Origin of the sequence: Xanthomonas boreopolis, assembly GCF_046529185.1 — a bacterium.
Taxonomy (GTDB): domain Bacteria; phylum Pseudomonadota; class Gammaproteobacteria; order Xanthomonadales; family Xanthomonadaceae; genus Pseudomonas_S; species Pseudomonas_S boreopolis.
In genome coordinates, this window is sequence record NZ_CP097162.1 from 684,598 (window position 1) to 697,539 (window position 12,942).

At 71.6% G+C, this 12,942-nt stretch carries 13 protein-coding genes; 12 read left to right on the top strand and 1 reads right to left on the bottom strand.

What is annotated here, in order from left to right; all coding sequences use genetic code 11:
• The first annotated feature begins 1 nt into the window (after position 1).
• From M3M27_RS03115 to M3M27_RS03125, 3 genes are all read left to right on the top strand, one after another.
• Positions 2-535 carry a fimbrial protein gene (locus tag M3M27_RS03115; RefSeq protein ID WP_434027124.1) on the top strand — a complete coding sequence of 178 codons (534 nt, stop codon included), beginning with the start codon at positions 2-4 and terminating at the stop codon, positions 533-535.
• Positions 536-570: 35 nt separating this feature from the next.
• Positions 571-1,596 (top strand): fimbrial protein, encoded by a 1,026-nt coding sequence (locus M3M27_RS03120; protein ID WP_140726103.1) that lies wholly within the window; start codon positions 571-573, stop codon positions 1,594-1,596.
• Between the two features lie 67 nt (positions 1,597-1,663).
• Complete coding sequence (locus tag M3M27_RS03125; RefSeq protein WP_140726106.1) at positions 1,664-2,185, top strand: fimbrial protein; 522 nt, start codon at positions 1,664-1,666, stop codon at positions 2,183-2,185.
• Positions 2,186-2,213: 28 nt separating this feature from the next.
• On the opposite strand, the gene M3M27_RS03130 is transcribed toward M3M27_RS03125, so the two are convergent.
• Positions 2,214-2,858: a response regulator transcription factor gene (locus M3M27_RS03130; RefSeq protein ID WP_140726109.1), complete on the bottom strand. Its 645-nt coding sequence runs from the start codon at positions 2,856-2,858 to the stop codon at positions 2,214-2,216.
• A gap of 254 nt (positions 2,859-3,112) precedes the next feature.
• On the opposite strand from M3M27_RS03130, the gene M3M27_RS03135 reads away from it, so the two are divergent.
• The 9 genes from M3M27_RS03135 (at position 3,113) to M3M27_RS03175 (ending at position 12,794) form a co-directional block, all read left to right on the top strand.
• A complete protein-coding gene (locus M3M27_RS03135) occupies positions 3,113-6,520 on the top strand; it encodes an ATP-binding protein (RefSeq protein WP_434027125.1) in 3,408 nt (1,135 codons plus the stop codon).
• A 58-nt stretch (positions 6,521-6,578) separates the two neighbouring features.
• Complete coding sequence (locus tag M3M27_RS03140) at positions 6,579-6,881, top strand: hypothetical protein (RefSeq protein ID WP_434027127.1); 303 nt, start codon at positions 6,579-6,581, stop codon at positions 6,879-6,881.
• Positions 6,882-6,987: 106 nt separating this feature from the next.
• Complete coding sequence (locus M3M27_RS03145) at positions 6,988-8,340, top strand: putative bifunctional diguanylate cyclase/phosphodiesterase (RefSeq protein ID WP_434027128.1); 1,353 nt, start codon at positions 6,988-6,990, stop codon at positions 8,338-8,340.
• 96 nt (positions 8,341-8,436) lie between these two features.
• Positions 8,437-8,946 (top strand): RNA polymerase sigma factor, encoded by a 510-nt coding sequence (locus M3M27_RS03150; RefSeq protein ID WP_434027129.1) that lies wholly within the window; start codon positions 8,437-8,439, stop codon positions 8,944-8,946.
• Positions 8,947-9,123: 177 nt separating this feature from the next.
• The gene (locus M3M27_RS03155) at positions 9,124-9,504 is read left to right on the top strand and encodes an HvfA family oxazolone/thioamide-modified RiPP metallophore (protein WP_140726125.1); all 381 of its coding nucleotides are present in this window, start codon (positions 9,124-9,126) and stop codon (positions 9,502-9,504) included.
• Complete coding sequence (locus tag M3M27_RS03160; RefSeq protein ID WP_434027130.1) at positions 9,491-10,360, top strand: HvfB family MNIO-type RiPP peptide maturase; 870 nt, start codon at positions 9,491-9,493, stop codon at positions 10,358-10,360. The genes M3M27_RS03155 and M3M27_RS03160 overlap by 14 nt, the downstream gene beginning before the upstream one ends.
• Positions 10,357-11,133: an HvfC family RiPP maturation protein gene (locus tag M3M27_RS03165; protein ID WP_434027131.1), complete on the top strand. Its 777-nt coding sequence runs from the start codon at positions 10,357-10,359 to the stop codon at positions 11,131-11,133. Before M3M27_RS03160 ends, M3M27_RS03165 begins: the two co-directional genes overlap by 4 nt.
• 37 nt (positions 11,134-11,170) lie before the next feature.
• Entirely contained in the window at positions 11,171-11,830 is a 660-nt protein-coding gene (locus tag M3M27_RS03170; protein ID WP_434027132.1) for an HvfX family Cu-binding RiPP maturation protein, read from the top strand.
• Positions 11,823-12,794 (top strand): MBL fold metallo-hydrolase, encoded by a 972-nt coding sequence (locus M3M27_RS03175; protein ID WP_434027133.1) that lies wholly within the window; start codon positions 11,823-11,825, stop codon positions 12,792-12,794. The genes M3M27_RS03170 and M3M27_RS03175 overlap by 8 nt, the downstream gene beginning before the upstream one ends.
• The last annotated feature ends 148 nt before the right edge of the window (positions 12,795-12,942 follow it).

Sequence of the window (12,942 nt, forward strand, 5' to 3'; positions counted from 1 at the left end):
TGTGCGCAAGAAACGTTACGTCATCGTCGCGTTGTTGCTGGCCTGCGGCGGGGTCACGGTGCCCGCATGGGCGCAGGAGGCGACGGACATCACCATCCGCGGCCGGGTGACGCCGGGCACCTGCTCGCTGTCGGCCGACAGCGTCGACCAGACCGTCGCGCTGGACAATGTCAACGCCGGCGACCTGGCCGCGGCGAACGGGCCGGTCGCCGGGTCGAGGAAACCATTCCGGGTGCTGGCGGAGAACTGCGCGGCCAGCCTGTCGACCGTGTCGTTCTCGTTCCAGGGTGCGACGGTGGGCACGCCGGGCCACGTGTTGGTCAACACCGGCGCGGCCACCAGCGTGGGCATCGAGATGCGCCTGGACGACGGCAGCGACGCCGTGATCGCCCCCAATACCGGCCAGTACGACGTGGCCATCGACTCGCGCCGGGCCGAGTTGCGCGCGACGGCGACCTATTACCGCCTGCCCGGGGAACCTATCCGCGGCGGCAGCGTGCAAGCGCGCGCCACCGTGGTGGCGACGTTCCGCTAGCGCCGCTCGACCACATCTCCCAGGAATCGGACATCATGAAACGCATCAACCCTTTCCCTCGCTGGCTGGCCGCAATCGGCCTGGCGCTGGCCGCGCCGGTGGCCTCGGCTTCGTGCGTACTGGACATCACCGACGGCAATACCCTTCCGCGGTCGATCTACGTCAACTTCGGCAATGTCGTGACCACGTCCGGCACCGGCCGGTTGGCGACCGTGCAGCTGTCGCTGCCCGCCCGAACCTACCTTTGCCAGTCCAACCCCAGTCGCCCGACGTATAACTACGCGGCGGACGTACTGTTCGGCTTGTCGGACCTGATCGGCTCCGGGCAATGGTCGCCCAAGGACTTTCCGACGCTGATCCCCGGCCTGGTGGTGCGGCTGTTCGGCCCCGACGGGCGCCAGCTCAATTATCTGGGACACCGCGTCACCTGCTCGCGCGGCCAACTCTGCACGCTGCCGGCGATGACGGCGCGCGCCGAGCTGTGGAAGGTCACTGCCGGCAACATCGCGGGCGGGCCGATCTTCCCGTCCAACAACACCGTCGCGAATCGGATGGCGGTGATCTATTTCGGCACCTCGGTCGGCGAGAACTTCGGCTCCGGGTCGCAGCTGTTCAATATCATCGGTTCGGGCGGCAACATCGTCCCGGGCACCTGCTCGACGCAGACGACCTCGATCACCCAGACGCTGGCCGACGTGTCGATGAACCTGATGACCGGCGTGGGCTGGGCCCCGGCCCGGTTCGAAGCGATGCCGCAGATCACCTTGAACTGCCCCTACAGCGGCATCGCGGTCCGGGCCTCGCTGACCGACCAGACCACGCCGAGCAACAACGGCAACGTGTTGACGGTGCGTAGCGGGGCCGGCGCGGCGACCGGCGTGGGCCTGCAGATCGCGCGCAGCGCCACCGGGCCCGCGATCGCGATGCAGCAGCCTTGGAGCTTCACCGGCAGTGCGCCGACCACCACCGTGCAGCTGTTCACCCGCTACTACCAGACCGCGGACCGGCCGACCGCCGGCTCGGTGACCGGGCGGGCGACGCTCACCTTGACCTACAACTGAACCCGGCGCTTGGCGGCGCCGGCGCTGCCTGCCGGTGCGCGCCACCCGAACACCAGGAAGACAACCCATGGACATCGTGAAGTACGCGCTCCCCGTGCTGCTGGCGTGCGGTTTGGGCGCCGGCGAGGCCCGCGCGCAGAACGTGGACATCACCATCAATGGCCGGGTCACGCCCGGCTCCTGTTCGGTGCAGACCGGCTCGATCACCAAGACGCTGGCCGACGTGTCGATCAACGACATGACCGGGGTGGGCTGGGCGCCGCCCCGGTACGAGGACATGCCGCCGATCGTGCTGAACTGCCCGATCGACGGCATCCGGGTCACCGCCAGCCTCGCCGACCAGACCACGCCCGGCAATACCAGCGACGTGCTCTCGGTGCAGGGCGGGGCCGACGCGGCCACCGGGGTCGGGCTGCAGGTCGCGCGCGCCGCGGCGGGCCCGGCGCTCGTGCTGCGGCAGCCCTGGACGTTCGACAGCGTCTCGCCGACCACGACCGTGCAGCTGTTCGCCCGCTATTACCAGACGGCCGAGCGGCCGACCGAAGGCTCGGTGACCGGAAGGGCGACGCTGACGCTGACCTACAACTGAGCCGTCGCGCGCGGCACCGCTGCGGAGCCTAGTTGGAAAAGCCGTTCGTGCGCAGGTAGTGGAACAGCTCGGCGTCGTTCTTCAGCCCGAGCTTGCGCATGGCATCGCCCTTCTGCCGGCTGATCGTGGTGATGCTGCGATGCAGCTGGTCGGCGATCTCCCGCACGGTCAGGCCCGAGGCGAGCAGGCGCAGCACTTCCGTCTCGCGCGGGGAAAGCGGGCGAGCCGGCGAGCCGTTCACGTCCTCGGCGCCGATCTCGGCCACGCGTTCCTTCAGGCCGCGGCTGATGTAGGGCGCGCCGCGGTGCACGGTCTGGATGGCGACCGGCAGCTCGTCCATCGACGAGCCCTTGTCCACCAGGCCGAGCACGCCGGCCGAGGCGACCATCCTCAGCAGGCCCAGGTTGTTGGCCATGCTGAGCATCAGCACCGGCAGCCGCGGATGGCGGCGCCGGATCAGTTCCATCAGCGCGATGCCGTCGGCCTGTCGGCCGCCGGGCATGGCGAAATCGGTGACCAGCACGTCGCAGGGATGCGAGGCCAGGCACTCCATCAGTTCGTCGGTGCTGCTGGCCTCGGCCACCACGTCGCCGACGCCGCTGTTCTCGATGACGGCGCGCGCGCCGATGCGCACGACGGGATGGTCGTCGGCGATGATGATGCGCAGCCGCATGGCCTAGTATGGCCTGCCGCCAGGGACGCCGGTCGTTCCCGCGTCCTGCCGCCGTCGCAACTCCGTGAGGTCGTACGACATGACGTCGTTCCTTATCGTCCGTTGGCTCGTGCTGGGTTTGGTGCTGCTGTCGTGGCCTGCGGCGCAGGCCCGGGCGGGCGAGGGTCAGCCCCTGTTGTCGCCGGAACAGCAAGCGTGGGTGGCTGCCCATCCGACGATCGTGCTGGGAGTATACGACAGCGGTTGGCCGCCCTATGAGCGCGTCCGCGGGGGGGCGCCCCGAAGGGCTCGGCCCCGACTACCTGCACGCGCTCGCGCAGCGCCTGGGCCTGCGCTTGCGCGTGCGCACGTACCCCGGCTGGTCGCAGTTGCTGGACGCGGCGTGCCGCGGCGAGATCGACGTGGTGATGAACGTGTCGCTGACCGCCGAGCGCACCCGCTGCATGGTCTTCACCGACGAGTACGCGAAGGCGCCGATCGCGGTGGTCGGGCGGCGGGGCAGCGCCGGCGACGGGCGCGAGACGGGCCTGGCCAACCTGCGCATCGCGACCGAGGCGGGCTTCCTCAGCGGCGAGATGGCGCGCGCGTACTATCCGGGCGCGCGCCACCTGCAGGCGCGCGATACGCTCGATGCGCTGGCGATGGTGGCCGACGGCCGCGCCGACGTGTTCCTGGGCAACGCCTACGTGGCCCAGCAACTGATCGCCGAGCACGGCCTGGAGCGGTTGTCGCTGCTGCGCCCCAGCGCGCTCGCGCCGGAATCGCTGCACTTCGGCGTGCCCAACGCCAAGCAGCCGCTGGCCGAGGCGCTGGATGCGGCGCTCGCCGAGCTGGATGCGGAACAGCGCCGGCGGATCGAGGCGCGCTGGCTCGAGCCGCTGCGCTGGACCGACCGCCGCCAGCTGGCGCTGGCGCCGGCCGAGGCGGCGGTACTGGCCAAGCACCTGCGGCTGGGCTTCGCCACGCAGTGGGCGCCGATCTCCTTCCTGGACGAGGACGGCAAGGCCAGCGGCCTGGCCGCCGAGTACCTGGAACGGCTGCGCGGCATCGGCGCGCGCCTGGAGCGCACCCATGCCGGCAGCTGGCAGGACATCCGCCGGCAGATGCTCGACGGCAAGGTGGACGCGGTGATGGGCGTGCCCACCGACAGCCGGTTCCCGGAGGGCACGTGGGTCTACAGCAAGCCCTTCCTGAGCGTGCCCAACGTCATCGTCACCCGCATGGACGGGCGCGCGGTGCTCAGCCTGGCCGACCTGCAGGGCCGCACGCTGGTGCTGTCGGACCCGGAGCGGATCGGCCGCTACGTGCGCGACAGGGCGCCGGAAGCTCACATCGTGCCCGCGCCCGACGCCCGTACCGCGCTGGAGCTGCTGGCCGAAGGCAAGGCCGACGCCTACGTGGGCAACCTGGCGGCGGCCGACCAGTTGGTGCGACGGCACTACCCCGGCCGCCTGAACATCGCCGCGCCGGCCGGCTTCGACGACCACCTGGCGCTGGCGGTGCGCCGCGAGTACGCGCCGCTGGCCAGCGCGTTCGACCGGTTGCTGGCCTCGATGAGCCCGCGCGAGCGCGAGGCGATCCGCAGCGACTGGCTGGCGGTGGAGTACCGCAACGGCGTGGATTGGCGCCGCATCGCCCGCTGGGCGATCCCGCTGGCGCTGGTGCTGCTCACGGCCGGGGTGGTGCACGGCCTGGGCCACGTCCGGCTGCGCCGCGAAGTGGCGGTCCGGCGCGCGGTCGAACGGCGCCTGGCGGAAGTCACCGACAACCTGCCCGCGGTGGTCTACCAGGCCCGCCGCGAGCCGGACGGCCGCATCTCGTTCCCCTTCATCACCGGCGACATGCGCTCGCTGTTCGGGCTGGCGGCGGAGGAAGCGCTGCAGGAGGAACGGCGCCTGTTCGCCCGGGTCCATCCGGACGACCAGCCGCGCCTGGCCGAGGCCATGGCGCGGGTGGCCGAAACGCTGCGGCCGCTGGACATCGAGTTCCGCGCGCGCTCGCCCGACGGTTGGCGCTGGGTGCGCTCCAGCGCGCAGGCGCATGCCGCCAGCGACGGCGCCCTGCTGCTCAGCGGCTACTGGGTGGACGTCACCGAAGCGCATGCCCAGGCCGAGGCGCTGGCCGCGGCCAAGCAGGAGGCCGAGCGCGCCGCCGCCGCCAAGGCCGACTTCCTGGCCACGATGAGCCACGAGATCCGCACGCCGATGAGCGGCGTGCTGGGCATGCTCGAGGTGCTGGAGCACACCCGCCTGGACGGGGAACAACGCACGATCCTCGGCACGATGCACGACTCGGCGCAGATGCTCCGGCAGATCCTCGACGACATCCTGGATTTCTCGAAGATCGAAGCCGGCGCGCTGGCGCTCGCCGCCGAACCGGTGGACCTGCGGCGCGTGGTCGGCAACGTGCAGCAGATGCTGATGCCGCTCGCGACCGAGAAAGGCCTGCTCCTGCACCATCGCGTGGATGCCGCGGTGGCCGGGCGGCATCTCGCCGACGGCGTGCGCCTGCGCCAGATCCTGTTCAACTTGGTCAGCAACGCGATCAAGTTCACCGACCGGGGCGAGGTGGCGATCGCGCTGGAGGCGCTCGACCCGCAGCCGGGCGCGCAGCGGCTGCGGCTGTCGGTGAGCGACACCGGGATCGGCATCCCGGCCGAGCAGAAGGCGCGGCTGTTCCAGCCGTTCTCGCAGGCGCACATCGCCGCATCGCGGCGCCACGGCGGCAGCGGCCTGGGCCTGAGCATCTGCCGGCGGCTGGTGGACCTGATGGGCGGGGCGCTCCGCCTGGAAAGCGAGCCGGGGCGCGGCACCCGGGTGGAAGTGGAGCTCGCGCTGCCGTACGCGGCGGCCCCGGCCCCGGACGGCGAGGCGCAGGCCGCGGTCCCCGGCAGCAGCGGCGCCGGGTTCGCCGGGCGGCGGGTGCTGGTGGTGGAGGACCATCCCACCAACCGCACCCTGATGCAGTGGCGCATGCGCCAGCTCGGGCTGCACGGATGCGTGGTCGAGGACGCACAGGCGGCGCTGGAACGGCTGGCGACGGAGCGGTTCGACGCGATGATCACCGACTGCCGGATGCCCGGCATGGACGGCTATGCGCTGGCGCGCGAGATCCGCGAGCGCGAACGCCGGGCCGGCGCGGCGCGCCTGCCGATCATCGCGCTGACCGCCAGCGCGCTGGAGGGGGAGGCCGAGCGCTGCCGCGATGCCGGCATGGACGATTTCCTCGCAAAGCCGGTGGCGCTGGAGGCGCTCAGGGCATGCCTGGCGCGCTGGCTCGCTGCCGGCGCCGACGCGCCGGCAGCGCAGGCCGCGGCCTTGCCGGAGCAGCCGGCCGGCGCGCCCGCGCCGGATCGCGCCGGGCTGGTGCGCCGCTACGGCTCGGAGGCGGTGGTGCGGCAGATGATCGACAGCCTCGTCCCGGCCACCCGCGAGGACATCGCGGCGCTCGACGCAGCGCTGGCCGGTGCGGACGCGCAGGCGGTCTGCGACCGCCTGCACCGGATCGCCGGCGGCATCGCACTGGTCGACGGGGAGGAACTGGCCGCCTCCGCCCGGGTGCTGATGAGCTACATCGCCCGCGAAGGCCTCGTCGGCCACGCCCCGGCGGTGCGGCGCTTCCGCAGCGCGCTCGCCGCCTACCTCGACGCCCTGGCAGGCTGAGCGGGATTTTCGGAGTTGTTGCATGGTCCCGGCCGCGCCGGCGGGACACAGTGGCGGCATGAACGCGCTCCACGCCCCGTCCCGCCGCCCCGCCTGCCCCGGCCATGCCGGGGACGGGGGCGATCGTGCGCGCGCGCTGGCCGGCCTGCTGCGGGAAGCGGCGCGGAGCGAGGCGGAGCTGCTGTATCCGCTGTTCGCGGCGCTGCTGGATGCCCACATGGGCGCCGGCCACGCCGATGCCGCCGCCAACGCGCGCATCCGCGACCGGCTGGACGAGATCGAACTGCTGCTGGCGCTGGAGATCGAGCGCGCCGGCCTTTCCCGCGCACTGGCCGGCGGCGCGCGCCGGCGCGATTCGTAGTTGTTGCATTCAACGGCCGGCGCGCCGGCACGAGAATCGGACCCTCGCCGGCGTCGATTCGCCGACCCGCACGTTTCGCCCCTCGAGCGACCCCAGGAGGCCGGACATGAAAACCATGGACCCATTGACCGGATTGCCTAACCGCCTGGCGCTGGAACGCCGCCTGCAATACCCGGATCCGGGCGCGGCGCGGATGGCGCTGCTGGTGGTGGACATGGACGATTTCCATGCGATCAACGGCCGCCATGGCCGCGACGGCGGCGACGCGCTGTTGCGCGAGGCCGCGCGGCGCCTGCAGGCGGCGACGCGGACCGGCGACCTGGTGGTGCGCATGGAGGGCGACGACTTCGCCGTGCTGGCCGAGGTCGCCGAACCGGACCAGGTCAAGGTGATCGCGCGCCGCGTGCTCCGCTGCCTGCAGGCGCCGTTCGAGCTGGGCGGGCGTTCGGTCGACCTGCTGCCCAGCATCGGCATCGCCCTGGACACCGCGGCCGGGTCCCGGCACGCGCGCCTGATCGAGCAGGCCGGCATCGCGTTGCGGCTGGCGAAGGAGCGCGGGCGCAACCGCCACGAACTCTACGATGCGGCGATGAGCCGCAGCGCGACCGAGATCGAGCTGCTGCTGGAAGACATCCGGCAGGCGCTGGAGCGGCGCGAGTTCTTCCTGCTGTACCAGCCCAAGCTGGACATCCAGCGCGGGCGCATCGTCGGCGTGGAAGCGCTGCTGCGCTGGAAGCACCCCAGGCACGGGGTCATCACGCCCGACAACTTCATCCCGCTGGCCGAACAGACCGGCGCGATCGTGGACATCGGCCGCTGGGTGCTGGACGAGGCCTGCCGCCAGATGCGCGCCTGGCGCGACCAGGGCGTGGCCGACTGGAGCGTGGCGATCAACACGTCGGTGTTCGAGATCGGCTCGCCGGCCTTCTTCCGCGACATCTGCGGGACCCTGGAGCGCTACGGGCTGGACCCGCGCGACCTGACCATCGAGGTGACCGAGTCCGGCGCCATGCGCAACCCGGAACTCAGCCTGGCGGTGCTGCGCAGGCTGGCCTCGCTCGGCGTGCGCGTGTCGCTGGACGATTTCGGCGTGGGCTACTCCAGCCTGGCGCACCTCCGGCGGCTGCCCGTCGACGAAGTGAAGCTCGACCGCAGCTTCATCGCGGGACTGACCGAGAACGCCGAGGATCCGGCCATCGTCAGCGCGATCATCACCCTGGCCAAGGCCGTGAGCCTGCGGGTGGTGGCCGAAGGCGTCGAGACGCTCGAACAGCAGGCGACCCTGGCGGAAATGGAGTGCGACGCCATCCAGGGCTACCTGGTGAGCCCGCCGGCCGGGCCGGACGGCATCGCGGCGATCGCCTCCCGCTACCGGGAAGCGCACCGGCATTTCGACGAGGAACTCGCCGCGACCGCTCCGGCGGCGTCCGCCTGCCGCGGCCGCGTGAACGGATCCTGAGCGGTTCCGCGCCGCGGCCGCCGCGCCGCGCACCTTTTCGCCTCGTTCCCTCCTCTTTCCTTGTGTCGAATTTCTGGAGTGACGCTCGTGGGCCGCATGGCGATCGATGAAGCAGACCTGGCCGATGCCCATGCCGGCGACGCCGCCGCGCTGGAGCGGGTGCTGCGTTGCTCGCGCCAGGACCTGCGCCGCTACGCCGAGTTCCATTGCGCGATCAACGACGTGGAGGACGCGGTGCAGGAGAGCCTGATCACCGTGTCGAGGAAGCTGGGCAGCCTGCGCAGCCTGGACGCCTTCGTGTCGTGGCTGTTCCGCATCGTCAAGCGCGAGTGCAACCGCATGAAGCGCCTCCGCCGGATGCTGGCCGGCGATGCGATCACCGAGGAGATCCTGCCGGCGGTGGAAGCCGAACCGGTGGAGTGGCGCCAGGACATCGCCGCGGCGCTGGAATCCTTGCCCGGGCACTACCGCACGATCCTGCTGATGCGCGACCTGGAAGGCCTGTCCATCGCCGACATCGCCGAGCGGCTGCAGATCGGCCGGGAAGCGGCCAAGGCGCGCCTGCACCGCGCGCGCGTGCTGGCCCGGGAGTACCTGAGCCGATAGCGGACATCGAACACGCAGGCGCGGCGGGAGCCGCGTCGCCTTGCGGCCGGAGGGCGGCCGCAAGGCGCCATCGCAGGGGACCGTCCTCGCGATGCCTGCCAAGAACCGGATCCGCGGCGCCCGTCGCGGATCCAGGCCCGCCTGGAACCAGGCTTTTCCAACCAACAGGAGTCAAGCATGTCCCACAACAAGCACAACGGCCCGGTCAAGGGCACCCTGGCGGCCGTCGCCCTCACCGGGGCGCTGGCGCTGTCCGCCAATGCGTTCGCGATGACCGAGCTCGCCGCCGGCTACATGCAGGCCGCGCCCGCGGCGGCGAAGGCGGCCGAGGGCAAGTGCGGCGAGGGCAAGTGCGGTGCCGACAAGAAGCACGCCGAAGGCAAGTGCGGCGGGGAGAAGAAGGCCGGTGCCGAGGGCAAGTGCGGCGAAGGCAAGTGCGGTGCCGGCAAGAAGCACGCCGAAGGCAAGTGCGGCAGCGACAAGAAGGCGGGTGCCGAGGGCAAGTGCGGCAGCGGGAAGAAGACCGGCGCCGAGGGCAGCTGCGGTGGCGCGGCCTGATACCGCCGCTCCGGCGCGCCGGCATGGCACCGCCATCGACGCGATGGCGGTGGGCATCGGCCTGCGGCGTGCCCTGATGGGCACGCTGCTGGAGGCGGACGCGCGCGACTTCGACTTCGTCGAGTGCGCGCCGGAGAACTGGATCGGGGTGGGCGGCCGGTTCGGGGAGATGCTGGACGAACTGGCCGCGCGCAAGCCGCTGGCGTGCCACGGGCTGTCCCTTTCCTTGGGCGGCACCGAGCCGCTCGACCTGCCGTTCCTGAAGAAGGTCGCCGGCTTCATGGACAGGCACCGCGTGGACCTGTACAGCGAGCACCTGAGCTATTGCGGCGACGACGGCCACCTGTACGACCTGCTCCCGTTGCCGTTCACCGAGGAAGCGGTGCGGCACGTGGCCGGGCGCATCCGGCGGGTGCAGGACGCGGTGGGGCGCAGGCTGGCGGTGGAGAACATCTCCTACTACGCGCCGGCCACCGGCGAGATGGACGAGGCGACCTTCGTCAAGGCGATCCTTTCAGAAGCCGATTGCGACCTGCTGCTCGACGTCAACAACGTCTACGTCAACGCCGCCAACCACGGCTACGACGCGGCCGCTTTCCTGGCGGCGATGCCGGCCGGGCGCGTCCGCTACTACCACGTGGCCGGGCACTACGACGAACCGGACGGGCTGAAGATCGATACCCATGGCGCGCCGGTCAAGGACCCGGTCTGGGCGCTGCTGGCCCAGGCCTACCGGAGCATCGGGCCCCGGCCCACGCTGCTGGAGCGCGACGCCAACTTTCCCGACTACGAGGACCTGAGGAACGAGCTGCAGCTCATCCGCCGGCTGGCGGCAGGAACGGGAGCGCCCGCATGAGCCGCATCCAGGCGCCCGCCGCGTTGCGGGACCACCAGTTGCGCATGGGCCGATGCCTGCGCGATCCCGAAGCGGCCGCGATGGCGGGCGTGCCCCCGCGCCGGCTGGCGGTGTACCGGGAGCTGTTGTTCAACAACATGGCCGAGCTGCTGCAAGCCAACTTCCCGGTGATCCGGCAGATCATGGCCGGGCGCTGGGAAGCGCTGGTGCGCGATTTCTTCCGCGACCACCGCTGCACGACGCCGCTGTTCACCGAGATCGGCCAGGAGTTCCATCGCTACCTGTGCCGGCGGGCGGAACGAGCCACGCAGGATCCCTTGCCGGCGTTCCTTCCCGAACTGGCCCACTACGAGTGGGTCGAACTGGCGCTGTCGATCAGCGAGGACGCCTACCCGGGCGCGACCGCGCGGCCTACCGGCGGCATCGACGACCGGCCGCTCGTGCCGAACCCGCTGGCCTGGGCGCTGGCCTACCGCTGGCCGGTCCACCGGATCGGCGGCGGCGAGCTGCCCGGGGCGCCGCCTGCCGAGCCCACGCTGCTGCTCGCGCGAAGGACGCGCGACCACCAGGTCCGTTTCACCGAACTGGGCATCGTCGCCTTCGAACTGCTGCGATCCGTCTCGCAGGCGCGCCAGCGCACCGCGCGGCAGCACCTGGCACGGGTGGCGCGCCGGCTCGGCGTGGCGGGGCCGGCGCTCGCCACGTTCATGGCGCAGGGGCGTTCGACGCTCGAGCGGATGCTGGAACAGGACATCGTGTTCGCCGCGGCATGACGCGATCCACCCCCTTGAACCCAACGAAGGAGAGACGATGACATCGAAACCCGCGCGCATCCTCGCGTGGTGCGCCAGCCTGGAGCGCGGCGGCGATGTGGTGGGCCTGCTGCCCATCCGCGCGCTGCTGTGCTGGGAATACCTCGAAGCGGGCCTGGAGAAATACCGGGGCGAGAACTGGTTCGGCTCGATCGCGTTGCCGGCGCCGTTCTCGCTGTTCCCGGCCGATTTCAACTGGACCTTGTCCATGGCCCTGGAGATCGCCGGCGCGCTCTGCCTGCTGCTCGGCCTGGCGACGCGCTTCTTCGCCGCGGTCCTGCTGTTGCTGACCGTCGTGGCGACCGCGGCGGTGCACTGGCCCGAAGCCTGGAGTTCGTTCGCCGAACTGTGGATGGGCTATGCGATCACCGACCAGGGCTACGGCAACTTCAATCTGCCGTTGCTGTTCGCCGCGATGCTGTGGCCGCTGGTGGTGTTCGGCCCCGGCCGGTTGAGCCTGGACGCGCTGTTCCGCCGCGGGTTCGCACCGGCCGCCGCACGGGGCGCGGTGGACCCGGCGCAGGTCCTGCGCGTCTGGTCGGTGGTGCTGCTGATGGCGGGCATCGCGGTGGCGTGGCTCGTACCGGCCGCCGGCCTGGCGCTCGCGTTGGCGGGCATCGTCCTGCTCGCCCGGCAGGGGAAGGTCCTCGATGCGTAGCCCGCGGCGTACCGGCGCGCTGGGCCATGCCATGGCCCTCGCCGCGTTGCTTTGCCTCCCGGCGCTCGCCTGGGCCGGCGCGAAGCCCGGCCTGGAACTGGTCGTGCTCGGTTCCGGCGGGCCCGAGCTGGCGCATGGGCGCGCATCCACCTCCTACCTGGTCCGCGAGGACGGCAAGGCGAAACTGATGATCGACGCGGGCGCGGGCGCGATGGCGAACTTCGCCAGGAGCGGAGCGCGCATCGAGGACCTGCAGGCGGTGCTGCTGAGCCACCTGCACGTGGACCATTCGGTCGACCTGGCATCGTTGGTGAAGGCCTCGTACTTCGGCGACCGCACCAGGGACCTGCCCATCCTCGGACCCGGCGGCAACGGGCGCGTCCCCTCGACCCGCGAGTTCGTCGATGCGCTCTTCGCATCGCCCGGCGGTGCCTACCGGTATCTCTCGGACTACGTCGATGCGCGCGCGCCGGACCGGTACGCACTGCGCCCGGTCGACATCCGCGCGGACTGGGAACGACCCGGGATCTACCGCACCGAGATCGACGGATTCGCGATCAGCGCCATGCCGGTGTCGCACGGGCCGATCCCGGCACTGGCCTGGCGGATCGAGAAGCACGGGCGCGCCATCGTGTTCGCCGGCGACACCAGCGACCAGGCCGGCCGGCTCGCGGGGTTTGCGAAGGGCGCCGATGTCCTGGTCGTCCACCTGGCGGTGGCGGACGACGGCGACCCCGTCGCCAATGCGCTGCACATGCCGCCCGCGCGGCTGCTGCAGCGGGTGGACGAGGCGAAGCCGGGAAGACTCGTGCTCTCCCACATCATGGGCCGGACCGAATCGTTCGCGCCGGCGTTCGCCGGCCGCCTCGCCGCGCGTCGCGACCCGGTCGACGTGGTGGTCGCGCGCGACCTGGACGTGATCGCGCTGGAATGCGGCGAGGCATCCCGGCACGCCGGCCGCTGAAGGACGACGCCGTCCCCCCGGCCGCGGCGGCGGCTCGTGTGCCCGCCGCGGCGCTCGGGTAGAATCGCGCCATCCGACGACACGCCAGCTCCCCGCCCGCCAGATCGTCGTCACCTGCGCATGCCGATGGCTGCGTTCCAAACCTTTC

Coding starts and splice junctions, on each gene's coding strand:
- M3M27_RS03120 (WP_140726103.1), top strand. CDS start 571: ATGAAACGCATCAACCCTTTCCCTCGCTGGCTGGCCGCAATCGGCCTG.
- M3M27_RS03125 (WP_140726106.1), top strand. CDS start 1,664: ATGGACATCGTGAAGTACGCGCTCCCCGTGCTGCTGGCGTGCGGTTTG.
- M3M27_RS03130 (WP_140726109.1), bottom strand. CDS start 2,858: ATGCGGCTGCGCATCATCATCGCCGACGACCATCCCGTCGTGCGCATC.
- M3M27_RS03135 (WP_434027125.1), top strand. CDS start 3,113: ATGAGCGCGTCCGCGGGGGGGCGCCCCGAAGGGCTCGGCCCCGACTAC.
- M3M27_RS03140 (WP_434027127.1), top strand. CDS start 6,579: ATGAACGCGCTCCACGCCCCGTCCCGCCGCCCCGCCTGCCCCGGCCAT.
- M3M27_RS03145 (WP_434027128.1), top strand. CDS start 6,988: ATGAAAACCATGGACCCATTGACCGGATTGCCTAACCGCCTGGCGCTG.
- M3M27_RS03150 (WP_434027129.1), top strand. CDS start 8,437: ATGGCGATCGATGAAGCAGACCTGGCCGATGCCCATGCCGGCGACGCC.
- M3M27_RS03155 (WP_140726125.1), top strand. CDS start 9,124: ATGTCCCACAACAAGCACAACGGCCCGGTCAAGGGCACCCTGGCGGCC.
- M3M27_RS03165 (WP_434027131.1), top strand. CDS start 10,357: ATGAGCCGCATCCAGGCGCCCGCCGCGTTGCGGGACCACCAGTTGCGC.
- M3M27_RS03170 (WP_434027132.1), top strand. CDS start 11,171: ATGACATCGAAACCCGCGCGCATCCTCGCGTGGTGCGCCAGCCTGGAG.
- M3M27_RS03175 (WP_434027133.1), top strand. CDS start 11,823: ATGCGTAGCCCGCGGCGTACCGGCGCGCTGGGCCATGCCATGGCCCTC.